Source organism: Cupriavidus sp. GW822-FHT03E04 (assembly GCF_058801495.1).
On sequence record NZ_JBXANI010000002.1, the window covers coordinates 129,527 to 156,033 of the forward strand.

21 protein-coding genes are annotated in these 26,507 nt (G+C 58.2%); 13 read left to right on the forward strand and 8 right to left on the reverse strand.

The window, feature by feature from the left end:
• Positions 1-358: 358 nt before the first annotated feature.
• Together AC1RQC_RS02685 and AC1RQC_RS02690 are read left to right on the forward strand one after the other, a co-directional pair.
• Complete coding sequence (locus AC1RQC_RS02685; RefSeq protein ID WP_492809240.1) at positions 359-898, forward strand: hypothetical protein; 540 nt, start codon at positions 359-361, stop codon at positions 896-898.
• Between the two features lie 556 nt (positions 899-1,454).
• Entirely contained in the window at positions 1,455-2,165 is a 711-nt protein-coding gene (locus tag AC1RQC_RS02690) for a hypothetical protein (protein WP_492373227.1), read from the forward strand.
• Positions 2,166-2,319: 154 nt separating this feature from the next.
• Here AC1RQC_RS02690 and mnmE read toward each other — a convergent pair whose 3' ends face one another.
• Together mnmE and AC1RQC_RS02700 are read right to left on the reverse strand one after the other, a co-directional pair.
• Positions 2,320-3,774, reverse strand: a complete 1,455-nt coding sequence (mnmE, locus tag AC1RQC_RS02695; RefSeq protein ID WP_492882492.1) for a tRNA uridine-5-carboxymethylaminomethyl(34) synthesis GTPase MnmE — start codon at positions 3,772-3,774, stop codon at positions 2,320-2,322.
• A gap of 14 nt (positions 3,775-3,788) precedes the next feature.
• The gene (locus tag AC1RQC_RS02700; RefSeq protein WP_492809242.1) at positions 3,789-4,634 is read right to left on the reverse strand and encodes a CHAD domain-containing protein; all 846 of its coding nucleotides are present in this window, start codon (positions 4,632-4,634) and stop codon (positions 3,789-3,791) included.
• Positions 4,635-4,876: 242 nt separating this feature from the next.
• Between AC1RQC_RS02700 and AC1RQC_RS02705 the strand changes: the two genes are divergently transcribed.
• Positions 4,877-5,314, forward strand: a complete 438-nt coding sequence (locus tag AC1RQC_RS02705; protein WP_441639335.1) for a PaaI family thioesterase — start codon at positions 4,877-4,879, stop codon at positions 5,312-5,314.
• Between the two features lie 65 nt (positions 5,315-5,379).
• A complete protein-coding gene (locus AC1RQC_RS02710) occupies positions 5,380-5,766 on the forward strand; it encodes a VOC family protein (protein WP_492809243.1) in 387 nt (128 codons plus the stop codon).
• Positions 5,767-5,939: 173 nt separating this feature from the next.
• Here the strand turns inward: AC1RQC_RS02710 and AC1RQC_RS02715 are convergent, their stop codons facing one another.
• From AC1RQC_RS02715 to rpmH, 6 genes are all read right to left on the reverse strand, one after another.
• Positions 5,940-6,275: a type II toxin-antitoxin system RelE/ParE family toxin gene (locus AC1RQC_RS02715; protein WP_492373225.1), complete on the reverse strand. Its 336-nt coding sequence runs from the start codon at positions 6,273-6,275 to the stop codon at positions 5,940-5,942.
• Complete coding sequence (locus AC1RQC_RS02720) at positions 6,272-6,508, reverse strand: type II toxin-antitoxin system ParD family antitoxin (protein WP_492373224.1); 237 nt, start codon at positions 6,506-6,508, stop codon at positions 6,272-6,274. The genes AC1RQC_RS02715 and AC1RQC_RS02720 overlap by 4 nt, the downstream gene beginning before the upstream one ends.
• Positions 6,509-6,731: 223 nt before the next feature.
• Entirely contained in the window at positions 6,732-8,402 is a 1,671-nt protein-coding gene (yidC, locus tag AC1RQC_RS02725) for a membrane protein insertase YidC (protein WP_492827485.1), read from the reverse strand.
• 22 nt (positions 8,403-8,424) lie between these two features.
• Positions 8,425-8,709, reverse strand: coding sequence for a membrane protein insertion efficiency factor YidD (yidD, locus tag AC1RQC_RS02730; RefSeq protein ID WP_082054956.1), 285 nt, complete (start codon positions 8,707-8,709; stop codon positions 8,425-8,427).
• Positions 8,710-8,722: 13 nt separating this feature from the next.
• Positions 8,723-9,184 carry a ribonuclease P protein component gene (rnpA, locus tag AC1RQC_RS02735; RefSeq protein WP_492373222.1) on the reverse strand — a complete coding sequence of 154 codons (462 nt, stop codon included), beginning with the start codon at positions 9,182-9,184 and terminating at the stop codon, positions 8,723-8,725.
• Positions 9,185-9,302: 118 nt separating this feature from the next.
• Positions 9,303-9,437: a 50S ribosomal protein L34 gene (gene rpmH, locus AC1RQC_RS02740; protein ID WP_006578231.1), complete on the reverse strand. Its 135-nt coding sequence runs from the start codon at positions 9,435-9,437 to the stop codon at positions 9,303-9,305.
• A gap of 1,011 nt (positions 9,438-10,448) precedes the next feature.
• On the opposite strand from rpmH, the gene dnaA reads away from it, so the two are divergent.
• The 9 genes from dnaA to AC1RQC_RS02785 all read left to right on the forward strand — a co-directional run bounded on the left by dnaA (position 10,449) and on the right by AC1RQC_RS02785 (position 26,474).
• Positions 10,449-12,233 carry a chromosomal replication initiator protein DnaA gene (dnaA, locus tag AC1RQC_RS02745; RefSeq protein ID WP_492882385.1) on the forward strand — a complete coding sequence of 595 codons (1,785 nt, stop codon included), beginning with the start codon at positions 10,449-10,451 and terminating at the stop codon, positions 12,231-12,233.
• Between the two features lie 457 nt (positions 12,234-12,690).
• Positions 12,691-13,815, forward strand: a complete 1,125-nt coding sequence (gene dnaN, locus AC1RQC_RS02750) for a DNA polymerase III subunit beta (protein WP_174424425.1) — start codon at positions 12,691-12,693, stop codon at positions 13,813-13,815.
• Between the two features lie 227 nt (positions 13,816-14,042).
• Entirely contained in the window at positions 14,043-16,580 is a 2,538-nt protein-coding gene (gene gyrB / locus AC1RQC_RS02755) for a DNA topoisomerase (ATP-hydrolyzing) subunit B (RefSeq protein WP_492373220.1), read from the forward strand.
• Positions 16,581-17,315: 735 nt separating this feature from the next.
• Positions 17,316-19,574 carry a helicase HerA domain-containing protein gene (locus AC1RQC_RS02760; protein ID WP_492882386.1) on the forward strand — a complete coding sequence of 753 codons (2,259 nt, stop codon included), beginning with the start codon at positions 17,316-17,318 and terminating at the stop codon, positions 19,572-19,574.
• Complete coding sequence (locus AC1RQC_RS02765; protein ID WP_492882387.1) at positions 19,561-20,979, forward strand: hypothetical protein; 1,419 nt, start codon at positions 19,561-19,563, stop codon at positions 20,977-20,979. The genes AC1RQC_RS02760 and AC1RQC_RS02765 overlap by 14 nt, the downstream gene beginning before the upstream one ends.
• A 90-nt stretch (positions 20,980-21,069) precedes the next feature.
• A complete protein-coding gene (locus AC1RQC_RS02770) occupies positions 21,070-22,089 on the forward strand; it encodes a DNA methyltransferase (RefSeq protein ID WP_492882388.1) in 1,020 nt (339 codons plus the stop codon).
• Positions 22,090-22,749: 660 nt separating this feature from the next.
• Positions 22,750-23,766: a hypothetical protein gene (locus tag AC1RQC_RS02775; protein WP_492882389.1), complete on the forward strand. Its 1,017-nt coding sequence runs from the start codon at positions 22,750-22,752 to the stop codon at positions 23,764-23,766.
• Positions 23,767-23,786: 20 nt separating this feature from the next.
• Positions 23,787-24,467 carry a hypothetical protein gene (locus AC1RQC_RS02780; protein WP_492882390.1) on the forward strand — a complete coding sequence of 227 codons (681 nt, stop codon included), beginning with the start codon at positions 23,787-23,789 and terminating at the stop codon, positions 24,465-24,467.
• 135 nt (positions 24,468-24,602) lie between these two features.
• Entirely contained in the window at positions 24,603-26,474 is a 1,872-nt protein-coding gene (locus AC1RQC_RS02785; RefSeq protein WP_492882391.1) for a DNA/RNA helicase domain-containing protein, read from the forward strand.
• Positions 26,475-26,507 lie beyond the last annotated feature (33 nt).

Genomic DNA, 26,507 nt, shown 5'->3' on the forward strand with positions numbered 1-26,507 from the left:
CACCCGCGCTTGCACTGCGCCGCAGGAAATCGTCACGTTCGTCACCGCTGCTGTGGCGACGCCGTTGTTCAGCAGGTTCCATGCAAAAAATGGGAAATTTCGCAATGACAATGAGTGCGATTCGCATTTATTATCTGAGCGTTAGGTTATCCAACGATAAGCGCTTACCTCAGCAGGCCTAACACGCAGATCTATTGCTCGGTGTTGGATATGGTCTTTGCGAAGGAAGACGCTACGAATCTCACATTCAGGAGCAACGCTTCGGGCCGGGACGGAAGCGAAACCAGGTTCAATGGCTTGTGCATATTTCAAGCCATTGCTGCCGGTTCCTTGGTTTTCAACTATCGGAGGTTTCAAAATGATCCGCCATTCTTTCGGCTTGGTTCTGCTTCGTAAACTGCCAATCCAGTGTTTTAGTTTCCCCCGGTGGAAATCAGTGCTTGCTGTCACCTTTGTCGGATTGTTAACTGGATTGTCGCTCGCAGAGAACGGGACGGCCGACGCAGTAAACCTCCCTCTTCCAGTAGCTATTGCCGCAGGCATCGTTGCATCGTGGGCCGCTTTTATTCTTATCTACGCAATTCTCAATTGGTGGGTTCGGCGCGGTGCTCGCTGGGATGGCAAAGGGGACCTGTTTAATCTTCTGGCAGCCGCCACTTTGTTTTCTGGCATTATTTCAGGCGTACTTTTTTTGTTTATTGATTCGCCTGTCGTCATGCTTGTGGTTTGGTTGTACTCGATCTTGATTGCCGTGGAGGCTCTAAGTACGACCATGGAAAATGTGACTCGCATTTATTCACTCTGCGGAGTCTTGATGGCACAGGCCATTTCCATGTTGTTCTGCGCACTTATTCTTACGACCCTCTTCTCCATATTCCTCAGATTTATCAAGAACTGATCGATCTGAGGCAGATCAGCTATGTCAGCTTTGTCTGCCAAGGAAATGAAGGAAACCGATGGTGCGGTGTTCCCCGCCGCTGTATGGGGTGGGATGATGTTGGGGGAAGGTTAATCCCCACATTGTAGTCTCGCCGACTCTTTGGGAGATTCCCTTGGAAAAACTAAAGACCGTCATTGGATCCCTGATTTATTTCCTGTTTGAGGTTTGTGTGGGGATGATAGCCGGGTATCTTCCCGCTATCATAATCGGCCTTGCTTTGTATTTCCTGGGGATGGAAGCCAAGGATTGGATAGAGAGAATATTCTCGAGGTCATGATCAGGCGGTCTTGGAGAGATAGATTGAAGCGTTTGATGGTTATCCATCCTTGGGGTGATCAGGCTATCCGCTAGCGTAGTCGCGGTTTCTCACGATGCATAGCCTGGCCGGGCTACGCCCACTCGGCAGACTGCCGGAGCGCTCGACCAGTGAACTATCCAAGTACGTTCCTAAGTCCCCTCGCTTTGCCATCGCCTCTTCTTCTTTCTTGCCGGCTGTCCTTGCTGCCCGCCATCCATGTCAGTCCGCTCCGCCAGCACCTTCTTCGCCAGACTCATTCCCTCGATCATCGCCGACCTGCGCAGAATAGCGAGCCGTTCCCGCGGCGAAACGACGGTTGAGGACTTGCAGGCCGAGGCCTGGCTGGTGGCGAATGAACTGAGCAGGGATCGCGACCCACCTCCGGACGCGGGGGACACAGGATTTCATCAGCAGATCCTGGGCAGGCTCTACAACCGCTTCGTGAAGTTCGCCGACAAGCGATTTCGCTTTGCGGTGCGCCTGGACGAGCAGCGCGAGGACGACGACGGCGGGATGCGAGAGAACCCTATTGCAACCGCTCTGGCGGCGCCAGAAGCTTCGGACCCGTCCTTCGCTCTGGCCGCGCGAGAGGAGGAGCGCTCGCAGGAGCAGCAAGTACTGGGCCGGTTTGCCGAGGCCGTTGCCTACCTCCGGGTCTTCGCGAACATGGGGGACGACCGAGCAGCCATCGCAGACCACTTTGCGATTGCGGCCCGCACCCTTCGCCGACGACTACGGCGGGCAGAGTACATGGTGAAGCTGCAGACGTCCCTGTTCGACGGTATCGCATCCATTCCCGATGACTTCGTGCCGCCTCGGCGGGCGCGGAAGTACCCGCCGGGAATCCATGATGCCGAGGATCCGCCAACGGCTCGCGGGCAGGGCCGGTTGTTTATTCGCGCCTACATCCCGATACGCAGGTGTTGATGGCGCCCCCTCAAACCGCGGAAGGTTGTCGGGGAAACCTCATAGCGTTCGGCATTGTGTGCGCAAAGATCTGCCCGGGCCATGAGCCGGGCACCTTGCCGCACAAGGGTTTGGCGGCCCATCATTGGCGTCGCTTGGAACCCTTGCTATTCGATTACTTGCCAATACAAAACCGCGTAAAAATCGTTCCCAGCAGATCATCGCTGCTGAACTCGCCGGTGATGCTGTTGAGATGGTCCTGCGCCAGGCGCAGTTCTTCGGCGAACAGGTCCAGCGCCTGCGCTTCTTGCGCCGCGCGCTCTTCGGCCAGGTCCAGGTGCGATTGCGCGTTGCGCAGCGCGGTGAGGTGCCGCTCGCGCGCGAGGAAGGTGCCTTCGTTGCCGGATTGCCAGCCCACCAGCCGCAGCAATTGGCCGCGCAGCAGGTCGATGCCGGCGCCGGTGCGTGCTGATATCCATACCTCGGCCGGGTTCGGGCCGATGGCGGCCACCACGTGCGGGCGATCCGCGCCGAAGTGGCGCTCGCCTACCTTGGGCGCCAGGTCGATCTTGTTGACCACGCGCAGGATCGGCGAGCCCGGCGGCAGGTGGCCGCAGAGGCGGTCGTCGATGGCGTCGTCGATTTCCGACAAGCCGTGTTCGACGTAGTCGGCCGCGTCCACCAGGTGCAGCACCAGGTCGGCGCGGCCCACGGCTTCCCAGGTGCGCTCGATGCCAATGCGCTCGACTTCGTCGGTGGCGTCTTCGCGCAGGCCGGCGGTGTCGATGATATGCAGCGGGATGCCTTCGATCTGGATGGTCTCGCGCACGCGGTCGCGCGTGGTGCCGGGAATCGGCGTGACGATGGCGAGTTCCGCGCCGGCCAGCGCGTTGAGCAGCGACGACTTGCCCACATTGGGCTGGCCCGCCAGCACCACCGACAAGCCCTCGCGCAGCAGCGAGCCCTGCTTGGCCTGCGCCAGCACGCCGCCCAGCGCATCACGGATATTGGCCAGCTGGCCGCGCGCGTTGGACGCTTCCAGAAAGTCGATCTCTTCCTCGGGGAAATCCAGCGTGGCTTCCACCAGCATGCGCAGGTGGATCACCTGTTCCACCAGCGCGCGGATGGCGTCGGAGAACACGCCCTCCATGGAGCGCGCGGCCGAGCGCGCGGCGGCTTCGGTGCTGGCCTCGATCAGGTCGGCCACGGCTTCCGCCTGGGCCAGGTCGAGCTTGTCGTTCAGGAAGGCGCGGCGCGTGAACTCGCCGGGCTCGGCCACGCGCAGGCCCATCTCGCGGCCGGCATCCAGGCAGCGCGCCAGCAGCATCTGCATCACCACCGGGCCGCCGTGGCCCTGCAGCTCCAGCACTTCTTCGCCGGTGTACGAGTGCGGCGCGGGGAAGTACAGCGCCAGGCCATGGTCGATCGCCTTGCCGTGCGCATCCAGGAACGGCAGGTAGGTGGCGTGGCGGGCTTTCAGCGCCTGGCCACACACGGCCTGCGCAATCGCGCTCACGTCGGGGCCGGACACGCGCACCACGCCGATGCCGCCGCGCCCGGGCGCGGTAGCAATGGCGGCAATGGGCGTGGCGCGAGCGGAGCGAGGCTGGAGGGAGTGGGTTGCGGTCATGGCGGTCGTGGCAGTCATGGCGATATTGTCGCAGATCGATCCGGCGCAACCGTGGCACCCGGCGCATCCGGCACATCCTGCGCATCCTGCGCATCCGCTGCGGGCATGTCCAGGCACGCCATCATCAGGCGGCGAGCCACCGCGCCGTCGATCAGGCCGCCCAGGCTGCCCTGCCGCTTCACAAGCTTGCCGTGCAGGCGTTTGGCATAGCGCTTGGCTAGCACCGGCTTCAGGGCTTCGATCACATAGCGCAGCCGCTTGCTGCCAATGCGAAAGCGATGCACGCGCGCCAGGTCTTCCGAGCGCGCTGCGCGCGCCAGCGACTTCACGCGCTTGCGCGCGCGGCGCACCCGCCGGCGCGCGAACGCCGCCAGCCGCTCCTGCGCGGCGGGGCCCGCCCGCTGCGTGCCGCCATTACCCAGATGCGTGAGGTCGCGGTGCAGCACGGGCAGCGGCCAGTGCTGGTGTTCGGCGAGCTGCGCCAGCATGGTGGCGCGTGCGTAGTGGCGGCGCGTGATCGCGGTGTCATGCACCGCCAGCAGCACCGGATCCTCAGGCTGCAAGTCCAGCGCCGGGCGCAAGGTCTCGCTGATGAACACGTCCCAGTCGCGCACATCGCCGGCGGCCTGCGCCAGCTTGCGCAGGCAATCATCCCAGCGTGCGCGGATGGCCTTGGGCAGGGCTGGGGCAAATGCCCAGCACACCGCGCGCAGATGCCGCACCGCAACGCGCAACGCATGCACATCATCGGGATGGTCGCGCCGGTGCAAGGCATCCAGCTGATCGGCAACCGCCACCAGGCCCGCATCGCCGAGCGCGATGAAGGCATCGATGGCGCGCATGCGGGGTTGCAACTGCATGGGAAGGTTGGCGGCGCGCATAACGTATCGGCGTGGGCATAGCTACCGGAACAGCCTGGTCTTGCGGAGGCCAGCTTCAGGGCATGTTTCCGGGCACGTCTAATCAGTGTAGGCGATTGTGCCGGTTGCGCCGCACTCCATTGACAGCCTGCGCGCTTCGGGTTGCAATGCGTGCTGGCAACGCCAGCCGGCCAGCCATCACAAGGCCGTACCCGATCACCACCAGTGCGAGGAGCAGCGCCATGTCCACCGAACAAGAACGGCTTTTGCTGCGCGACACCATCGAGGCCGGCTTTCGCCAGGCTGCCTTTGTCGCGGACGTCGGCATCCGGCTGGTGGATTGCGGGCCGGGCTGGTGCGAGAGCGAACTGCTGGTCACGCCCCGCCACCTGCAGCACGGCGGCATCGTGCATGCCGGCGTGCAAGCCACCATCGCCGACCACACCGCCGGCGCGGCCGCCAGCACCATGCTCGACGCCGGGCGCCATGTGGTCACCGCCGAATTCAAGATCAACCTGCTGCGCGCCGCCCGCAGCGATCGCCTGACCTGCCGCGCCGACGTATTGAAATCCGGCCGCACCATCATCGTGGTGGAGGCCGATGTCTTCGCCAGCGTGCACGGCGAGGCGGTGCTGGTCAGCCGCTTCAACGCCACCATGAGCGTGCTCGACCTGGCCTGAGCCAATACTGAGCAAATACTGAGCCAACGCCGGGCTACAAAAAACACCCAAGGAGACACTGCAAGATGATCGACCACACAGGCGTTGTCGTCAGCGATTTCGCGAAGAGCCGGGCCTTTTACACCGCGGCGCTGGCCGCGCTCGGCTTCATCAAGAACATGGAGTTTCCCGCCAGCGTGACCGGCCACACCGACGTGGCCGGCTTCGGCCCGCCCGAGAAGCCCGAGTTCTGGATCAGCAACGGCACGCCCAACCAGCCACCGCTGCACATCGCCTTTCGTGCGGACTCGCGCTCACAGGTGGATGCCTACTACAAGGCCGCGCTGGCGGCCGGCGGCCGCGACAACGGCGCACCGGGTTTGCGCCCGCACTATCACCCGAATTATTACGGCGCCTTTGTGCTGGACCCGGACGGCCACAATATCGAAGCGGTGTGCCACGCGCCTGAGTGATATGGGGGCGCCTGCGCCAGCCACGTCGTGCTGCACTTCATGGCCAGCTACGCCGCAACGGTGCCAAGGCTGCCGCTGGCGGGACTGGCGATGGTGCGGGAGACGGCGGGCAATCGGCTGGATTGGCGAGACGGTCCGATGGTCGCTTGCGCCGAGCCGCGCCTGTGCAAGCGTTAACGAGGAACCTCGTCGCTGTCACGCAGCCAGGCGGGGATGTCTCGCATGCCATGCAGGACGCGCCAGACATCAATGTGGTCGTCGCGCTCAACGTAGAACACGATGTGCGGGTAGCGCGCCAGAGGCCAGGTGCGTAGGCCCGGAAGATCAAGCTCGTGTGCGTAGCGGGGTGAGCCGGAGGCTGGATACTTGCCAATGCGCACGTAGGCCTGCTCCAGCGCGTCAATGAATCCAAGTGCTGCCTGCTCAGCGTCTTCGTTCAGATAGTAGCTGACCGTTTCCTCGACATCACGCCTGGCAAGCGCTCTCGGGATGACAGGCTTGGCCCTCATCCCCGAGCGTTGCGCACCCGCGCTCGCAGGGCGTCGAAGTAGTCGCTATCCACCGGCGTAGTCGGCGCCGAACCGGCACCCGCCAAAAGCAGGCCGCGAAGGTGCTGGCGATCCTGATCCTTGCGGATCAGCTCGCGCACGTACTCGCTGCTGGTGCCGTAGCCGCGCTGGTTGACTTGCTCATCGACAAAGGCCTTGAGCGTGTCAGGCAGAGAGATATTCATTGTGCTCATGGTTTCATGCTAGCGAGTTTGGCAAAATTTGGCAAACTTTCTGCATGGCGTCTTGCTGCCACGGCAACGTCACCTGGCGAAGCACGCTCCGGAAAAGCAAAATCCCCCGCAAGCCGAAACTTGCGGGGGATTTCAGAGAGGCCGCCATTGACGCTTTGAGCGACCTCTTTGGTGCACGTGCCGGGCCGGCGCGGGTTTGCCACCCGCTGGCCCAACTTCAACTTCAGCCCTTGGCCACCACGGCGGTCTTCGCCTTGTTCTTGCCCAGCATCCGGTTGATCTGCCATTGCTGCGCGATCGACAAGACGTTGTTGGTGACCCAGTACATCACCAGGCCAGCCGGGAAGAAGAAGAACATGAACGAGAACACCAGCGGCATGATCATCATGACCTTGGCCTGCACGGGGTCCGGCGGGGTCGGGTTCAGCTTGGTCTGCACGAACATCGACACGGCCATCAGCACCGGCAGGATGTAGAACGGATCCGGCACCGACAGGTCATGGATCCAGCCCAGCCAAGGCGCACCGCGCATTTCCACCGACGACAGCAGCACCCAGTACAGCGCAATGAACACCGGGATCTGGATCACGATGGGCAGGCAGCCGCCGAGCGGGTTGACCTTCTCGGTGCGGTACAGCGCCATCATCTCCTGGTTCATCTTCTGCGGATCGCCCTTGTGGCGCTCGCGCATCGCGGTCATGCGGGGCTGCAGGTCCTTCATCTTGCCCATGGACTTGTAGCTAGCCGCGGACAGCGGGAAGAACACCAGCTTGATCAGCACGGTCAGGCCGATGATCGACCAGCCCCAGTTGCCCAGGAAGCCGTGGATCTTTTCCAGCAGCCAGAACAGCGGCTTGGCCAGGATGGTCAGCCATCCGTAGTCCTTCACCAGTTCCAGGCCCGGGGTGATCTTCTCGAGCATGCGCTCTTCCTGCGGGCCGGCGAACAGGCGCGCATCGGTGCTCACCGTGGCGCCCGGGGCGATGGCGCCCAGCGGCTGCTGCACGCCCACGCGGAACAGGTTGTTGTCGATCTTCTCGACGTAGAAGCTGTGCTCCTTGCCCGATTGCGGAATCCACGCCGAGGCAAAGTAATGCTGCACCATCGCCACCCAGCCGCTGGTACCGGCCGCGGGGACCGAAGCCTTGCCCTTGCCGATGTCGTCGAAGGTGATCTTGTGGTACTTGTCGGCGTCGGTGTAGATGGCCGGGCCGGTGAAGGTGCTATAGAACTGCGACTGCTCGACCTTGCTGCCGTCGCGCGTCAGTTCCATGTACAGCGTCGGCGAGATCGGCTTGCCGCTGTCGTTGGTCACGGCAAATTTCGTGTCGACAACGTAGCTGCCCTTGTGGAAGGTATAGGTCTTGTCCAGCTTGACCCCGTCCTTCTCCGCCGTCAGCGTCAACGACACCTTGTCCGAGCCAGCCAGGTCGCGCGGGCCCGCCGAAGCGGTAAACACCGTGGTGTGGTTGGGCAGGTCGCCACCGATCAGGCCGGAACGGGCCATGTAGGTGCGGGTCTGGTCACGCTCGAACAGCACGACCGGCTTGCCGTCATGCTCCTTGTGGTTCAGCAGTTCCAGGCGCGTCAGGATACCGCCGGCGGTATCGATCTGGGCACGCATCACGTCGGTGCTGACCACGATCTTCTCGCCGCTGGGCTGGGCCGCGGCTACCGGCACGGACGCCGGAGCGCCTGCGGCGGTGCCGGCCGTTGCATTGGCCTTGGGCACATCGCCTTGCGGGGCCGAAGCGCCGCCTGCGGTTGCCGGAGCCTGCTGCGTCGCGCTCGGGAAGAACATCGACTGGTGACCGTTGGCGCGCTGCCAGTTGTCGTAGAGCAGCACGAGGGCCATCGAGAAGATGACCCAGAGTATGGTGCGTTTGATATCCATGTCTCGCTGTGGTCGGGGGAAATCAGGGGCGGGGTAGCCGGATCGTGACTGGATGGCCAGTCGCGGGGCGAGCCCGGTCTTGCTTTGTTGCCGATGCCGGTGGCACCGGATCATACCCGCCATCCGTGAACGGATGGCAACGGCATAGCCGGCATGCGGCCAGCCAGCTGCCGCGCCCTGCGCCATGGCACAGGATCGCTTCGCGGGCGTAATCGGAACAGGTAGGCAGGAAGCGGCACTGCGAGCCAAAAAACGGGCTCAGGGCGATCTTGTAGATACGCAGCAGGGCAAGCAGGATTCGCTTCATGGCAGCGGGCCGGTCAGGCAGGAGCGCCCGAGGGCGGGACTTCCGTGGGCGCAGCCTCGGCGGACGTTGGCGGCGACACCCCGGAAGGGGCAGCAGGGCGCGGGGCAAGCGGCTTCACCGCTACCTCGAACAAGCCGGTCAGCTCGGCCAGGCACACCCGGCGTATGGCGGTGCGGCTGGCAAACTCCGCGCGCGGAAACTTGGCTTGCAGGCGCAGCAACACATCGCGGCCCGCGAGTTTGTCCTGCCGCTGGCGGAACAGTTCCCGCACCATGCGCTTGACCAGGTTGCGCTCGGCGGCACGCGCTGCGAACTTCTTGCCAACCACGACGCCCAGGCGGGCTTGCGGCAGGCCGTTCTCGCCCACGTACAGCACGAAATGCTGGCTGCGTCGGCGCGGACGCAATGCAAAAACGGATGAAAACTCATCCGTTTTTGTGAGCCTCGCGGCTTTAGGGTAGGCAAAGGTAGTCACGCTAGGCAAAGCGAGCGGAAAAGCTGTGCTTGGCTGCTGGCTACCGGCCGTCCAAAAGGCGAGGCGAGTGGCCAAGGCGGCGCAAGCTGCTGCACCGCCGTGGCCGGTCGCCAGGCCCTTAGACTGCCAGGCGCTTGCGGCCCTTGGCGCGACGCGCGTTGATGACGGCACGGCCGCCGCGGGTCTTCATGCGCACGCGGAAACCATGGGTACGCTTGCGGCGGGTAACGGAAGGTTGGTATGTACGTTTCATGTTGCACTCTCTGGTTGATCTGGGCTCGCCCGGCTTCCGGCGTTAAGCCGGGCGCCGCCGCGTATGGTTCGCATGGGGCTGCCGCGGTTTGCGGTGTTGCCGACTGCTATGGTGATCTTGCTGCCGGCCGTGTATCTCGCGAATCGATGGCACCGACGAATCGGACATCGACGCCGCGCGAAGCAGTTGTGGGAGGGAATCTTGCCGGAGCGGAAGCGTAAAACCAACCCATCCGTTCCAACCCCATCAGCCTGCCCGGCCCGCTGCCTGTTCCGGCCAATCCAGCTGTTTCCGGCGCGTCTCAGCTTAGTCAAACACCAAGGATTCGCACCAGTCTTGCACGGAACAGGTCAGACCCGGCGATGCGCATACGTGATCCCCTGCGGCATCGCAGAACCCGCCATTTAACTGAGTTTCGCGCGACGTGTCAAGACTACAGATGGATTAGAGCCTTGTGAGGCACCCCTGCCTCAAAAACACGCAACAGGCCGTTGTATTTCATTGTCCACAATCGCCAGTGGGTAAGTTTTTTTTCTTCGGGGGTGCCACCCGGGGTTGGCCAAGGTGAGCGAAGTCACTGTTTCGACTAGGTTTTCCCGTGTTTTGGCTACCCGGAAACCCGCGCCAGAACTAGGGTTGTGCACAACAATCCACTGCTTTTTCACAACTTATCCACAGACTTATCCTTTGTGGATAACTTGGGGCGGGGGGTACAATCCGGGTCCAAACACCACACGGGCTGCGTGGCGCAAGCGCAACCCGGGCAACACCCTGGCATGCCGGACAACGGACGCGCAACGGGCAAGCGACGATTTCGTCGCCTCGCTCGTCAGCGGCTCCCGCTTGTCGCGTCGATCACCATGGGGCCCGGGCTGCGGGGTCATTTGCGGATCGCTTAGCGATCGCGTTCTGGTTGCATGAACTCACGGCAGGGATGCCTCACCGATCCTTGCCTGTCGTCCATTCGGCCGGGCTGTCCATGCACCGTGGCGAACACCGAACAACAAAACAATGCAAGATTTCTGGCAGGCAGCAGCCGCGCAACTCGAGCGCGAACTGACGCCGCAACAGTTCAAGACCTGGATCAAGCCGTTGGCGCCTGTCGCCTTCGACGAGGACGCGCACGCGCTGCGGATCGCCGCGCCCAACCGCTTCAAGCTCGATTGGGTAAAAAGCCAGTTTTCCGGCCGCATCACCGCGCTCGCCTGCGAATACTGGGAAGCCAACGTCAGCGTTCACTTTGTCCTGGACCCCGCCGCCTCGGGCCGGGCTGCCGCTGGCTACCCGCAGCAGGCCGGCCAGCCGGGCCAGCCCGGCATGCCTGCCCAGCACGCCGGCCCCGGCTATCCGTCCGGCCAGCCGCTGTCGCAAAACTTCGGCCAGCCCGGCATGCAGCCGGGCCAGGGCGGCCAGGGCTACGGCCCCATGAACCAAGGCGGCCAGCGCGGCGGGCAAGCGCCCTACCCGGGCAATGGCGGCAACGGCAGCAACGGTAGCAATGGCGGCAACTATCCCGGCAACGCCAACCAAAGCAACATGGGCGGCATGGGTGGCGAGATCGTCGATATCGACGTGCCGCAGCTCGACCCGGCCGAAGCCAGCGCCCGCTCCTACCGCGTGCAGCCGTCGCAGCAGCCCATGCAGGGCGGCCACCCCGGTAACCAGGGCGGCCATCCAGGGCATCAGGGCAATCAAGGTCATCCGGGCCAACAAGGCCACCAAGGCCACCCCGGCAACCAGCATGGCGGCCAGCAGCAGAACGACTCGGTGCACGAGCGCTCGCGCCTGAACCACATCCTCACCTTCGACAACTTCGTCACCGGTAAGGCCAACCAGCTCGCGCGCGCCGCCGCCATCCAGGTGGCCAACAACCCAGGTAAATCCTACAACCCGCTTTATCTATATGGCGGCGTAGGTCTGGGCAAGACCCACTTGATCCACGCTATCGGCAACTTCATGTTGCTGGAGAACCCGCGCGCCCGCATCCGCTACATCCACGCCGAGCAATATGTCTCCGACGTGGTCAAGGCCTACCAGCGCAAAGCCTTCGACGAGTTCAAGCGCTACTACCACTCGCTCGACCTGCTGCTGATCGACGATATTCAATTCTTCTCCGGCAAGAACCGCACGCAGGAAGAGTTCTTCTACGCCTTCGAAGCCCTGATCGCCAACCGGGCGCAGGTGATCATCACCAGCGATACCTACCCCAAGGAAATCAGCGGCATCGACGATCGCCTGATCTCGCGCTTCGATTCCGGCCTCACGGTCGCCATCGAGCCGCCCGAGCTGGAGATGCGCGTCGCCATCCTGATGAAGAAAGCCGCCGCCGAGAACGTGAGCGTGCCCGAGGAAGTCGCCTTCTTCGTCGCCAAGCATTTGCGATCGAACGTGCGCGAGCTGGAAGGCGCGCTGCGCAAGATCCTCGCCTTCTCCAACTTCCACGGCAAGGACATCACCATCGATGTCACCCGTGAAGCGCTGAAGGACCTGCTGACGGTGCAGAACCGCCAGATCTCGGTTGAAAACATCCAGAAGACCTGCGCGGATTTCTACAACATCAAGGTCGCGGACATGTACAGCAAGAAGCGGCCCGCCAATATCGCGCGGCCCCGCCAGATTGCCATGTACCTGGCCAAGGAACTCACGCAGAAAAGCCTGCCGGAAATCGGCGAGCTGTTCGGCGGGCGCGATCACACCACCGTGCTGCACGCGGTGCGCAAGATCGCCGATGAGCGCAGCAAGGACGCGCAGCTCAACCACGAGCTGCACGTGCTGGAACAGACGCTCAAGGGCTGACCCCGAGCGTCGCATCGTAGTGAAACAGTAGTGAAGCAGCAATGAAGCAGCATTTGCCAGCCCGGTCACGCGGGGCTGGCATACTGTAGGGTACGCGCCGGGCAGGATCCGGCGCATGAATCAATCGGAAAGCAACACCGGGGCATTGCGGAACATTGCCATGAAAACGGCCTGGGCTAAGGCTTTGCGGTGAGTCGGGACGAGCGGGCGGAGGGGGCGGCCAGCGACAACAGTCGCCAGCCACCGAAGAAGTCTGAATTTGTGTCGCTTTGCGCACAATTTCATCCTCCGATCGCGCTTCTCCCGCTTCACCGCAGCGGCTTATCCTTGGTACAATGGCGAATTAACTTGTTGATTCCAAAGCGTTTTGGAAGCAGTTCTGGAAACTGCGCAGCAAGTTAGTGCCAGTCAGTGCGCACCCGCGGTCGCTTACTACAAACGACGAAGGATAAATTCAATGCAATTGGTCAAAACCTCGCGAGACAATCTGCTGCGTCCGCTGCAAATCGTGAGCGGCATCGTGGAGCGCCGCCACACACTCCCGATCCTGGCCAACCTGCTGATTCGCAAGTCCGGGTCCAACGTATCCTTCCTCTCGACCGACATCGAGATCCAGATCACCACGCACGCCGAATGCGGCGTAGGCAGCGACACCGTGGCCACCACCGTGGCCGCCCGCAAGCTGCTCGACATCCTGCGCGCCATGCCCGACGGCGAAGTCGCCCTGTCGCTCAACGACAAGCGCATGACCGTGCAGTCCGGCAAGAGCCGCTTCGCGCTGCAGACCCTGGCCGCCGAGGAATTCCCCACGGTCGCCGAAGCCAGCGAGTTCGGCGCCTCCGTCAGCCTGCCGCAAAAGACCTTCAAGCACCTGCTCGCCATGGTTCACTTCGCCATGGCCCAGCAAGACATCCGCTACTACCTCAACGGCATGCTGCTGGTGGTGGACGGCAAGAAGGTCATGGCAGTCGCCACCGACGGCCACCGCCTGGCCTACTGCGGCGTGGAGCTGGACACCGAAGCCACCAGTGGCGAAGGCGCCCCGTCGCGCCAGGAAGTGATCATCCCGCGCAAGACCATTCTTGAGCTGCAGCGCCTGCTGGAAGACAACGACGATCCCGTGCAAGTGCAACTGGCCGCCAACCAGGTCAAGTTCACCTTCGCCAATATCGAGCTGATCTCCAAGCTGGTCGAAGGCAAGTTCCCGGACTTCCAGCGCGTGATCCCCAAGGGCTACAAGAACGCCTTCGCCATCGACCGCGTCAAGCTGCAGCAAGCCCTGCAACGCACCGCCATCCTGACCACCGACAAGTTCAAGGGCGTGCGCTGCATCCTGGATACGCATGTACTCAAGATCAGCTCCACCAACGCGGATCAGGAAGAAGCGCAGGAAGAACTCGAACTTGATTATTCGGGCGACGCCCTCGATATCGGTTTTAACGTGACCTATTTGCTGGACGTGCTCGCCAACCTCAAGAGCGAGCAAGTCCAGGTCAGCCTCGGCGACTCCAATTCGAGCGCGCTGATCACCGTGCCGGAAGACGACAACTTCAAGTACGTCGTCATGCCGATGCGCATTTGATGAGCCGGTAACAAGGACCACAAGATACGCAAAACCGGAGCATCTAACGGCACACCACGGCTTGCGCAGCAGCCCCAGGGGCCCCGCGCAAGACCCGCCGCACCAGGGGCCGGATCGTCGAGATCCGCCCCTTTTGCCGTTTTTATGTAACCCGCTATGCGGCCCGATCCGGGCGCGCCCATCCGGGCGTGACGAGAGATCGCCGCATTCGCCGTGAGTAAGAGAACATGACCGAAGAGCAACAACCGCAATCGCAACCGCAACAGCAAGACAGCTACGGCGCAGGCTCGATCCAGATCCTGGAAGGCCTGGAGGCGGTGCGCAAGCGTCCGGGCATGTACATCGGCGACACGTCCGACGGCACCGGCCTGCACCACCTCGTATTTGAAGTGCTGGACAACTCCATCGACGAAGCCCTGGCCGGCTGGTGCACGGAAATCACCGTCACCATCCACAGCGACAACTCGATCTCCATCACCGACAACGGCCGCGGCATTCCCCCGCTCGTCAAGTTCGACGACAAGCACGAACCCAAGCGCAGCGCGGCAGAAATCGCCATGACCGAGCTGCACGCCGGCGGCAAGTTCAACCAGAACAGCTACAAGGTCTCCGGCGGCCTGCACGGCGTGGGCGTGTCCTGCGTCAACGCCCTCTCCAAGTGGCTGCGCCTGACCGTGCGCCGCGACGGCCAGGCCCACCTGCTCGAGTTCGCCCAAGGCGCCGTGCAGAACCGCGTGGTGGAAACCGTGCCCGGCCCCGACGGCGTGCCCGTGGAAGTCTCGCCGATGAAGGTGATCGGCCCCACCGACAAGCGCGGCACCGAAGTCCACTTCCTCGCCGACGAAGAAATCTTCACCAACGTCGAGTTCCACTACGAGATACTCGCCAAGCGCATCCGCGAGCTCTCGTTCCTGAACAACGGCGTGCACATCCGTCTGGCCGACCAACGCACCGGCAAGGAAGAAGACTTCGCCTTCTCCGGCGGCGTCAAAGGCTTCGTTGAGTACATCAACCGCGGCAAGAGCACCCTGCACCCCAACATCTTCTACGCCAACACCGAAAAAGACGGTATCGCCGTAGAAGTGTCCATGCAGTGGAACGACGGCTACAACGAACAAGTCCTCTGCTTCACCAACAACATCCCGCAGCGTGACGGCGGCACCCACCTCACCGGGTTGCGCGCCGCCATGACGCGCGTGATGAACAAGTACATCGAAGAAAACGAGATCGCCAAAAAGGCCAAGGTGGAAACCACCGGCGACGACATGCGCGAAGGCCTCGCCTGCGTGCTCTCCGTCAAGGTGCCCGAGCCCAAGTTCAGCTCGCAGACCAAGGACAAGCTCGTCTCCTCCGAAGTGCGCCTGCCCGTGGAAGAACTCGTCGCCAAGGCCTTGGGTGACTTCCTGCTCGAGACCCCGGTAGACGCCAAGATCATCTGCGGCAAGATCGTCGACGCCGCCCGCGCCCGCGAAGCCGCCCGCAAGGCCCGCGAAATGACCCGCCGCAAAGGCGTGCTCGACGGCATGGGCCTGCCCGGCAAGCTCGCCGACTGCCAGGAGAAAGACCCCGCCCAGTCCGAACTCTTCCTGGTGGAGGGTGACTCCGCAGGCGGCTCCGCCAAGCAAGGCCGCGACCGTAAGTTCCAGGCCATCCTGCCGCTCAAGGGCAAGATCCTGAACGTGGAACGCGCCCGCTTCGACAAAATGCTCTCCAGCCAGGAAGTGCTCACGCTGATCACCGCGCTGGGCACCGGCATCGGCAAGGACGACTACAACCTCGACAAGCTGCGCTACCACCGCATCATCATCATGACCGACGCGGACGTGGACGGCTCCCACATCCGCACGCTGCTGCTCACGTTCTTCTACCGCCAGATGCCCGACATCATCGAGCGCGGCCACGTGTATATCGCCCAACCGCCGCTGTACAAGATCAAGCACGGCAAGGAAGAGCGCTATATCAAGGACGACAACGAGCTCAACGCCTACCTGCTGCGCCTGGCCATGGAAAAGGCCGCCCTGGTCAACCCCGACGGCAGCGAAGTCGCCGGCGACGCCCTGACCGAGCTGGCCCGCCAGTACCAGCTGGCCGAAGCCGTGATCGGCCGCCTGGCCCGCATCGTGGACAGCGACGCCCTGCGCGCCATTGCCGACGGCATCGAGCTGGACCTGGACAGCGCCGCCGCCGCCGAAGCCTCAGCCACCGCGCTCAAGGCCAAGCTGTCGGAAATGCACGCCAAGACCCTGCTGGGCGCCGCCGTGAATGACGACGGCACGGCAGATGTCTATGCGCAGTTTGACGAGAAGACGGACAAGCACCGCCTGATGATCGCCCGCCGGCATCATGGCAATGTGCGCCTGTCTCACCTGGATGCAGATTTTGTGCACGGCGCCGATTACGCCGCGCTGTCGCTGGCCGCCAAGACCTTCCAGGGCCTGATTGCGGAAGGCACCAAGGTGCGCCGTGGCGAGGGTGAGAAGATGCGCGACCAGACGGTGAATGACTTCCATGCTGCGATGCAGTGGTTGTTGTCTGAGGCCGAGCGTGGGGTGTCTCGTCAGCGCTATAAGGGGCTGGGGGAGATGAATCCTGAGCAGTTGTTTGAGACTACTTTGGACGTTACCCAGCGCCGGTTGCTGAAGGTGCAGATCGAGGATGCTATTGCGGCGGATCAGATCTTTACTACGCTGATGGGGGATGAGGTTGAGCCGCGTAGGAATTTTATTGAGTCTAATGCGCTTGTTGCGCGGAATATTGATGTTTGAAGAAAGATGTTTTGTGCGAGATTGAGTGTTACGGGGCTAGGTCCAGGCTATGTGTGAAGTTGTTTTCACCACTCCACTTGCGACGTCGATCTCTTAATTCGTCGTAGATTAGTCTTAATGTTACCTCCCGCCGATTAAATAGCTTTTTAGCTCTGAATCAAGCACTTGCGTTTAGTCGCAAGTGCTTTTTTTTTGAAGATGTCACAGGTAGCAAGCACGTTCCAGCTACCACCGTCTAGAAATCCATTGCGCGCCTAGCAAGCGCTCAAAGACGACGGACGTGACTATGAGGTGCGGCGCGAAAACGGAGTTCATCGCTTTCTAGCGATAGGCCGGGACCAAAAAAAGACGCCTATACACGTTCGTTGTAGCAATAGCTCTGTGGCAAGACACAGTACGACCTCGTTATGTCCTCTCCACGTTGTATCGTTGATACCCTCCGCGTGACGGCTGTCAAATTAATCCCACGAAGCATAGGATCCGTTGGGCGCGCATCGGTAGCCGTTCCCACATCGCACACGCGGCAAGAGCCTTAGGCATGGGTAAAAACTCTGCGTCTCAAAGATACAGTTGCCGGGCTTGACTCGAGGAAGAGCGTGCGATGCTATGCATACCACGGTAAGATACCCGAGATACAGGGGCTGGGGTCGCTTCACCGAGCTAAATAATAGACATCTAAACTGCGCCGGAACGGTTCTCGTACCTCTTCGCCGGCATCTACGAAAAATGAATACTATGTCGAATCCATTTCAAGTGGTTGAAGAGCGAGGGGAAAAAGAGAAATTGAGTGTGCTAGATACCGCGCGCCGAAGAGACGAAGCTCGCGCTGAGGACATTCTTGGAAGGTTGGTCCAGAAGGAGCAGTACCTTGGTGAGACAGTCCGCATGGACTTCCGAAATGTCACTGTGCAAGTCCACGACCATCACAGGAAACTCGTCGGTGGCATTCCTCATTTGAGCTACCTGGTTGCATCACGCATCCAGCATTGGAAGGAGCCGATCAGCTGGTTGAAGGATGACTCGAATGTGCTGCTGTTACGCGTATTGGGTGCAGCGCCGACGCCTACCGATATGATGGATACCGTTGTTCGAGCAGAAGCTGCAAGGCGCGCGACTGGCACGGAAACTGCGCATTGGGACGCAACGGAGTTTATGGATGGCTACACAAGATATCAGCTGTCGTTCGCAGGCTTAATGTGCGAGGTAGTTGGAACCTTCTATCTGGGGCGACTAAGCGATGAACCTAATGGGGATCTTGAGCTACGGTTTGGTACGGACATTAACAATTTCTACCCGAACCGTGGTCTGAAAGTATACAAGCCTATCGGCGACGCGCTTCTTGCGATCGTAAACTACCGCGACCCGTCGCTTACGCCGAGCCATCCGTTGAGAGACTATTCTGTCCCTATCGGGCACGTGCGGTACGCCAGCACAAGCCGCCCAATGCAGGGAATTGATGAAGTCGCTGTACAGATCGCCCCGGCCGATATGATCGCTCAACGCACCGCTCTTTTCGGCATGAGTAGAACTGGAAAATCGAACACTACCAAGATCATCGCAAGAGCGATCTACGATCTCCGTCGAGCGGAGGAAAAATCAACACGCGTTGGGCAAATCATATTCGATTACAACGGCGAATATGCAAATGAAAATACGCAAGGAAGTGAAGATATCGCCGCCAATGCATTAAAAAATGTCTGGAAGGAAAAGGCAGGTTCCGAAAATGACGTAGTAACATATGGCCTGAGCAGGCCAAAAACTGACCCTGACAGATGCCTGCTACAGATCAATGCATTCGGAAATCCCCCTTCGAATTGGAGCGAAAACGTCCTGGCGTCGGAGGACCTTGATATGCTCATCGTCGGTAAAAATATTCTCGACGACCTCCTTGCCGATGACACTGCAAAGTACATCCGAAATTTCTGCGAGGTTGATATATCGGTTCCGGATAATCTTAAAGACTCTTCAAAGCAGGTGCGATATCGCCGTGCGGTACTCATCTATCGCGCGCTGCTTGCTAAAGCTGGTCTCGAGGTGCCAAGCAAATTGGCAAAGCCCGACATTCGCGGCCTGGGGAGAGGCGGTCTTTTCAGCAGCGAACTGCTGGAAGCGATGCGAAATTGTGAAGAGTCGGACGAGAGCGCGCGATATGCCGTGGCAGCTGACGCGCTAGATCTTGCAAATGCTTCTAGCCTCACTTGGGAAAAGCTAGCTAATGCACTGGAGGTGCTCGCGACTTTCGTTTCGAGCAAGGATAGCGGCTATGCGGATTTCAACACTCGCTATATTCAAAGGAACAGCTCCGGCGAAGCATGGGCTGATCAAAATGTCGCCCGACTATTGGAAATGTTTCGATATCCAAACGGAGCACGGTCTGTCGCGCGTCTTCAGTCGTATCATGGAGCTCACAATTCGCGTGATTTCGCTCAGCAAATCTATGATGATCTGCTGCGCGGCAAACTGGTCATTATTGACCAGGCGGGTGGCGACCCGGCATTGAATGAGGCGGCCGCACGCCGCATTATGTGGTCTATCTTCAAGGGAAATCAGCGAACATTCATCGCTGGCGAAACCCCGAGGGATATCTTGGTCTATGTAGAGGAGGCGCACAACCTATTGCCACCTAGCAAGGCAGATGACCTAAAAGACGTGTGGGTGCGGACGGCAAAGGAGGGGAGCAAGTATCGAATTGGCCTCGTGTACGCTACTCAGGAAGTCTCGAGCATACAAAAAAATATTCTAAAAAATACCGCGAATTGGTTCATTTCACATCTGAATAACACTGACGAGACACGTGAGCTTCGGAAATTTTACGATTTTGCAAATTTTGAAGACTCGATTTTGCGGGCTCAAAACCGTGGATTCCTTCGCGTTAAGATGCTGAGTAATCCGTATATCAACCCCGTGCAGATTGAGCGTTTTGAGTTGCAGCTTCCTTCAGTTGAAATGCTAGGGCAAGATTCCCACCAGGAACATTCTGATGCCGTACGCTAACGAGTTCGCCCAGCACAAGATCCTCGGGCGCTTTGTGGAAAATCCAAGCGTTAAAGAGCTTCTTAAAACGTGCAGAGAACCAGAGTTCCCTGAAGATAGCCGCGCTTGCGGCGAAAAAATTGCGCGCAGAGATTGGCGACCGAAATACGTGGTCGCCATAGACGGAAGTCATAAGGAAATTCCCTACGAGAAGGGCTTTCCGGGCGCGGAATTTAGCTTTATTAGCATTGCCACGGTGCTGATCAATGTAGATACATTAATTGCTGAGTCAGAGAAGCCTACGATAGACCCTGTAGCCTTTAACCAAGTGCAATCGGCCTACACTCTGCCCATCGTGTTGCCCAGTGCAAACATGGTGCGCCACGGTTTCCCTGATGCACGCAGTTCATTTAGGGCATCATGGTACGAGCTACTCGTAAATACGCGTCCTGCAGCAAAATCCGAGACATTGCTGGAAACGTATCACATACTCCTTTCGCATAAAGCTAAACAAAGCGATCAAAAATGTCCATTGCTTGACGGCTGTGGTGATGATAATTTACCTACACCCGATTACGAAAGCAAACAATGCGCATGCGGTAAATACCCGGTGTATACGACGGATATTTTGCGCATACATGAGCGTTTCACCGATAGCAATACAAATGGAGAGAGCTTCGGGGAAGTAATGCGCGTATTGGAACATTTGCTTCTCGTGGCCTATCTGCGGCACATGGAGCGCATTTGTACCGAAAGCGGCGACTGGGCAATGTTTACCGATACGGCCGTCGTAATGGATGGTAGTTTAGCAATCTTCGGCCATCCGGCATGGCTAAGCCAAGCCATAAAAAGGGAACTGGCACGAATTAACAATATAGTTCGAGCAAAAACGGGGGATGATATTCTCGTTTTTGGGATTGAGAAAAGTGGCCGATTTTTCGACCATTGGTGCCGCCTCGACGTCAAGAGTCGGGCAGACCATAATCGGGAAAGTATAGAGAGCGATGAAGGCGAGGATGCGGCTTTTCAATCGATTACAGGAGGACGATTGGAAACGCAATCTGCGCTACTTCCCGATAATTCATACATAAAACGATTCGTTGTTCCTACTGAGAGCGATAAGCCACACGGGAAGGACACTTATTATGGTAGGCCCTTTCTCTACAAGACAAAGACTGGCGCGATGATTGTAGGTATTAGTGCAATTCTGACGCCGGAGCATGATAATCGCTCACTAGCGACTGTGAGCGAATTTCCACGCCTTGGTGACACACTTGATTTGCTTGATCTGCTGGTATCGATGCGATATCCGAATGCAATCATTCCTCTGATCGCAGCGCACGCCGAGGCAGCTATTCCGCTGCAAATGGGTGAAAAAGTCCTTGACAAGCTGGCTAGAGAACACGTCGGCAGAGGGGCAAGGTAGCCAATGAGTGGATCCAACACAGCGCCAAATCTCCTAACGACAATTCCAGCAGCAGCCAAAAGATGGATGCGAATGGGACCATGGTACGCCATGTTTCCAGCGGAATTCGCGCTATCTGCTATTGAAGAACATTCGGCACCCGGCGACGCGGTACTAGACCCCTTCATGGGCCGTGGTACAACTTTGGCAGCGGCCTCTGTGCTAGGACGCGACGCCGCGGGGATAGAAATCAATCCTATCGCGTGGCTATATGCGCGTACGAAAACGGATCCGGCATCACAGAGCCATGTACTCCGTCGCCTGGGCGAACTGGAGATAGTAGCGAGAGAGACCGATGTGCCCGAATTGCCAGAATTCTTTTCGTGGGCGTTTTGCAAGAGTGTGCTCCAATTCTTGATCGCCGCACGTACCCATCTTCGATGGAAGGACAGCAAAGTCGACCGCACCCTGATGGCCTTTATTCTTGTGGACCTCCACGGTAAGGTCAATGATTCGCTTAGTAACCAAATGCGCCAGACTAAGTCTATGGCGCCGGACTACGCGGTCCGGTGGTGGAAGGAGCGAGATATGACGCCGGCGCCCCTGGATGGATGTGACCTTATACGTAGCAAGCTAAATTGGAGATATCGACACGGGATTTTTAAGCATGGTAAAAATATCAAGGCAATTTTTGGCGATAGTACACGCGACCTGGGCAAAGCAAGGGCAGTCGGTCCTTTTAACTTACTCCTGACATCACCACCATACTTTGGCATTGTGAATTACAACTACGACCAGTGGATTCGGCGATGGATGCTGGGCGGGCCAGATCATCCGACGTATTCGAGTGGCGAATGGCAAAATAAATTCCAAGGCAGAAATAATTATAAGAGATTAATCGAAACGACCTTTTCTCGTGCGGCCCCCCTGCTTGCAAAGGATGCGCGTATTTTGGTTAGGGTGGATGCGCGTGACTTTACGCTTAGCACAATAGCCGAAGTTCTAGAGGCCACATTCCCTCACAAAAGGCTACAGCGACTTGCCCGTCCATTTGAGGGGAAAACCCAAACTCACTTATTTGGCGATACTAGCGAAAAACCCGGAGAGGTCGATTTGTTAATGGAGGCATAAAATTCAGCCCATTATTTTTCCCATTACGGTATCGACAATTAGCGTCGAGAGGCCTTTGATAGCGGGCCAGCGCTAGCTCCTAAAGGCAGCCGGCATCCCTGATGGCGATGATCGTATGGCGAATGTCTATGGGTGCTTCGACGAAGAGATAGGTAAGCGGCGGCCAGTCTCAGCTTCTGTAGCTGAGCACTTCGCCAGCTACAGGCCGACCAAGGTGGAACCAGTGGCTCAGGTGCATTTCGCGTAGCCGATTAAGCGGACAATCATGGAGAGAAATTCCGGGGCTAGCCGGAATATGGCGTTGTCCGCTTCGCAGCGTTGAATGTGATCCGGATCGTAACTCTCTGCAATCTATACATCGGTTTGAAACCCGCATCTGCGGTAAGTTTGGTCGGAAGGTAGCGGCTGGCGATTCCGGGGAATGGCTTTTCTGTGGCGTTCGGGAACCACGACTCTGTGCGGGCTTCATGGCGTATGGCAAGAGCCCCGGTGTGTGCGGGATAAATCGCCCCGTTGGCCGCCTGTTGGGGCTAGCATTGCGACAAAAACAATTCCCAGACTTGACACTACTCTGTGGGGGTGGCTCTCGAATGCGCACAACGTTATGATTGTGTGAAGTGCGTGATCCTACACGCATCGTACTATCTGGGGGGGGGGCGGGTGAGCACTAACGTGGCGGGCGCAAAAAAGAAGATTTTTGTCATAATGCCTTTCGTGGAGGCCAACGGACGAGGGCAGGCAGATCTGACCACTTTCTTTAATGACTATATTAGGCTGCCAATCGAGGAAAGTAAGATTTTACACGACGAATATGAGGTTGTTCGATCGGGTAATTCGTTTCTTATCCTGGATCGCATAATTGAAGATTTGGCGAGGGCGGATGTTGTGATATGTGACCTCTCCGGGAGTCATGCTAATCCTAATGTGATGTTCGAATTAGGGGTTCGATTATCTGTGTCGGCGAAGCCGACAATCTTGATTCGGGAGGAGCACCCCGATAATAAGCGGATATTCGATGTTAGTGGTCTATACACCGAGCCCTATCTTCTGACGGCAACTCGCAAGCTTGAGACTTTTTTAGTAAATAAAATAGCAGAATATGAGCGATTGGATAGCTACGAATCGCCAATCCTGAAAATTCTAAATCAGAATTCTGCATTTTGGATGCAGCTTCCCATTAGGAAGGCGAGCGCCTTTCTTGGCGGAATTGCGAGTGCGGCAGAGGCGGCGTTGCGTACGCTAACAAGAGCACTTGGGGCGCATCTACGTGAGAGAAGTCAGTTCCTGTTGGGGGCTGACTCCGACTTGATTTATCAAAAGATAAGTGAGTGCTGCTCGGTCGATGATTTATCAGGATTTGATTATCACATCACATCAATTCCGTCCTTGGATTCATACCTCTCCTCGGTTTATCTTCTGGGTTTAGTCGAAGATGACGTAGAAAAGTGTTTTAGGTCTTACGCTATGGCCTATGCACTAAATTTCAACGTCAGAAATTCTGCACTATTCTTCTCGACTCGACATGAGGAGATGTTAAGTTATGCGTACGAGACATTAATTCTAATGAATTTGTCGAGGGGTCTCATACAGATTCTTGGGGAGCGCCCAGGAAGCGATGCTCGCCGCGAGAAAATTGAGGCATTTAGAGATAATTATTCAAAATCTAGAATTATCTAATCGTAGATATGGCAGATTACGTGCGAGAAACAATCCTTTCTCAGGGCTATGCAAGGATTGAAAAAATAAGCTTGAGTGCTTCTGAAAAGGCCGCCTACGAGGTGGAGGTTAAGCACTATCAAGAGGCTCGAGGGAAGTTGCTACTTTGTTCGGATATTAAACCGGAGGTAAAGACGAAGGACGGATCGCTCATTGTATATGCGACTGTCTATGGGTCCCTGGCAGATGTGATTGGTGAATATCAGGACTTCGAGGAGTCCCTATCAGCCGTCTTCGCTTCGTCAAAAATGCTTGCCGATGCCTGCGTTCTGGAGAGTCTGTTCTTGTCGAAGGCGACACGAAAGCAGCTGGTTCGCTCCGAGGCTCGTACTGGTGTTGTTGGTACGACAAAAGACCTTTTCGACCGGGTGAAGCTATTTGCAAATAATTCGGAGGAATATTCTTATAAAAAAATTAACAATTTCCTGGATTATCTGGATGCGCGAATCTTGTTTTTGAATGATCAGCTTGGTCACGCGAAAGATCGTGTTCTAGTGTGGAAAAACTTTGGCCCGTTGTTGTCTGGTCTGCCGAGTCGTCCATCGATCCTTTCGCTGAATCAAATTCGAGTAGAGGCATATCAAAAACGCGTTTCCGATATAAAGAAGCTAGTTGCAGTGCAGCTCAAGGCCGCTCTATCTGAGGTGAAGGCCCAGACCTGATTGAGTGATACTTCGGTCCTAAGGGATGCGATATTACTGCACGGGTTCATGCGAAACGAGTTTCAGGTTGCCCATTTTTAGGGGGGGGTAACTTGAGATAGCACAGATTGAAAGAATAAATCGGGATACGCAGTCATGCAGCTATACGCGGGGAGCTCTCAGGAGTTTATCGATCAGACAACAAGGAATGCAATCGCCGGCGAGCTTCAGGACAAGTTTTTCCAGGCATTTCGATATCGCCCCTCAAAGCAAGAGGTGACGTCGTGGCAGAACTCGCTGCTGCAGATGGCGGTTTCCCTTCAACATGCGCGTCTAACAGATCATGGCGTTGTGCTCGAATACCAGCTCCCGTTGAGCGCCAAAAGATTGGATTTCATGATTACCGGCCACGATGAGAGCGGTAATCCTCACGCTGTGGTGGTGGAATTGAAGCAATGGGCTGAGGTCGGTCCCAGTGAGACGGAGGATTGCGTCTCCACATGGCTTGCTGGATGTCAGCGGGACGTCCTTCACCCTTCTCGCCAGGTTGGTCAGTACGAGCAGTATTTGAAGGATGTACACTCAGCATTCAGTTCCGGCGAAGTCGAACTTTCCTCATGCGTCTTCTTACACAACCTACAGCACGATCCCGAGAGCGAAATCTACCAGACTCGCCATGAGGCGCTGCTGAAGGCCTATCCGGTCTTCGGAGGTGATCAGGTCGACGCCTTCAGGGGATATCTACGAGCGCGACTAGCGAGGGCCAAGGGCCTGCCGGTTATGGAAAAAGTGCTCTCCAGCAAGTTTGCTCAGAGCAAAAAGCTCCTCGAGCATACTGCGAGTGTAGTCAGGAGGCAGACGAGCTACGTATTGCTGGACGACCAGAAGGTTGTCTTCAACAAGGTGCTATCTCGAGTTCGAGCAACAGCTCGTCTTCAAAAAAAACGAACGATGGTGCTGGTTCAGGGCGGCCCGGGTACTGGCAAGTCTGTGATCGCTCTTCACTTGCTTGGGGAGCTGTCCGCGGAAGGATTTAGTGTGCTTCATGCGACCGGATCAAAGGCGTTTACCGAGAATATCAAGAAGGTTGTGGGGACACGTGCTTCAGCCCAATTTGGATACACGCATTTCAATATGAGAGGCGATATCCAACCGGGATTTTTCGACGCGCTAATAGTGGACGAAGCGCATCGGATCAGGGCCGTCAGTGCAACCCGATTCACGAAGGCCGAGCATAGGTCTGGAAGGACTCAGATTGAGGAACTGATAGAAGCATCCAAGGTGTCAGTCTTCTTTATTGATGATCTCCAGGTTGTCCGCCCGGGTGAAGTCGGCAGCGCTGAACTCGTACGCGAGACCGCAGCGAAGCTGAATGCCGAGCTCTTCGAGTTCACGCTTGAAACCCAATTTCGATGCGGCGGGTCAGATGGTTTCATTAACTGGGTCGACAACACGCTTGATGTGAGACGAACGCCCAATGTCCTTTGGCCAGTGACCGAGGCCTATGAGTTCGGGATCTGCCGCTCCATTGAAGAACTTGAGCAGAGGGTAAGAGCCAAAAACACATCCGGAAGCACAGCGCGTTTAGTGGCGGGATTTTGTTGGCCCTGGAGCGATCCGCGCCCCGAGGGGACCTTGGTCAATGACGTGCAAATTGGTGCGTGGGAAATGCCCTGGAATGCAAAACCCGATGCGGGCAGGCTATCAGCGGGGATCCCGAAATCGAACTTTTGGGCATCCGACCCAGGCGGCATTGAACAAGTGGGATGCATCTATACAGCTCAGGGTTTCGAATTTGACTACGTTGGGGTGATTTTCGGTCCAGACCTACGTTACGACGCGGATGCCGGAGAATGGATCGGGGATGTTGGAAGATCTGCCGACTCAACTGTCAAGCGCTCGAAAGACCGGTTCTTGGAGCTAGTCAAGAACACATATCGGGTTTTGCTCACGCGTGGTATCAAAGGATGCTATGTGTACTTCATGGATGAAGGAACGCGGCGCTTCTTCCAAAGTCGACTCGAGTAAGCTCACTGGGCATCATCTAATGCGTTTTAGATG

Excerpts from the sequence above, each read along its gene's own strand:
- AC1RQC_RS02685 (WP_492809240.1), top strand. The coding sequence starts at position 359 with ATGATCCGCCATTCTTTCGGCTTGGTTCTGCTTCGTAAACTGCCAATC.
- AC1RQC_RS02690 (WP_492373227.1), top strand. The coding sequence starts at position 1,455 with ATGTCAGTCCGCTCCGCCAGCACCTTCTTCGCCAGACTCATTCCCTCG.
- mnmE (WP_492882492.1), bottom strand. The coding sequence starts at position 3,774 with ATGACCGCAACCCACTCCCTCCAGCCTCGCTCCGCTCGCGCCACGCCC.
- AC1RQC_RS02700 (WP_492809242.1), bottom strand. The coding sequence starts at position 4,634 with ATGCAGTTGCAACCCCGCATGCGCGCCATCGATGCCTTCATCGCGCTC.
- AC1RQC_RS02705 (WP_441639335.1), top strand. The coding sequence starts at position 4,877 with ATGTCCACCGAACAAGAACGGCTTTTGCTGCGCGACACCATCGAGGCC.
- AC1RQC_RS02710 (WP_492809243.1), top strand. The coding sequence starts at position 5,380 with ATGATCGACCACACAGGCGTTGTCGTCAGCGATTTCGCGAAGAGCCGG.
- AC1RQC_RS02715 (WP_492373225.1), bottom strand. The coding sequence starts at position 6,275 with ATGAGGGCCAAGCCTGTCATCCCGAGAGCGCTTGCCAGGCGTGATGTC.
- AC1RQC_RS02720 (WP_492373224.1), bottom strand. The coding sequence starts at position 6,508 with ATGAGCACAATGAATATCTCTCTGCCTGACACGCTCAAGGCCTTTGTC.
- yidC (WP_492827485.1), bottom strand. The coding sequence starts at position 8,402 with ATGGATATCAAACGCACCATACTCTGGGTCATCTTCTCGATGGCCCTC.
- yidD (WP_082054956.1), bottom strand. The coding sequence starts at position 8,709 with ATGAAGCGAATCCTGCTTGCCCTGCTGCGTATCTACAAGATCGCCCTG.
- rpmH (WP_006578231.1), bottom strand. The coding sequence starts at position 9,437 with ATGAAACGTACATACCAACCTTCCGTTACCCGCCGCAAGCGTACCCAT.
- dnaA (WP_492882385.1), top strand. The coding sequence starts at position 10,449 with ATGCAAGATTTCTGGCAGGCAGCAGCCGCGCAACTCGAGCGCGAACTG.
- dnaN (WP_174424425.1), top strand. The coding sequence starts at position 12,691 with ATGCAATTGGTCAAAACCTCGCGAGACAATCTGCTGCGTCCGCTGCAA.
- gyrB (WP_492373220.1), top strand. The coding sequence starts at position 14,043 with ATGACCGAAGAGCAACAACCGCAATCGCAACCGCAACAGCAAGACAGC.
- AC1RQC_RS02760 (WP_492882386.1), top strand. The coding sequence starts at position 17,316 with ATGTCGAATCCATTTCAAGTGGTTGAAGAGCGAGGGGAAAAAGAGAAA.
- AC1RQC_RS02765 (WP_492882387.1), top strand. The coding sequence starts at position 19,561 with ATGCCGTACGCTAACGAGTTCGCCCAGCACAAGATCCTCGGGCGCTTT.
- AC1RQC_RS02770 (WP_492882388.1), top strand. The coding sequence starts at position 21,070 with ATGTTTCCAGCGGAATTCGCGCTATCTGCTATTGAAGAACATTCGGCA.
- AC1RQC_RS02785 (WP_492882391.1), top strand. The coding sequence starts at position 24,603 with ATGCAGCTATACGCGGGGAGCTCTCAGGAGTTTATCGATCAGACAACA.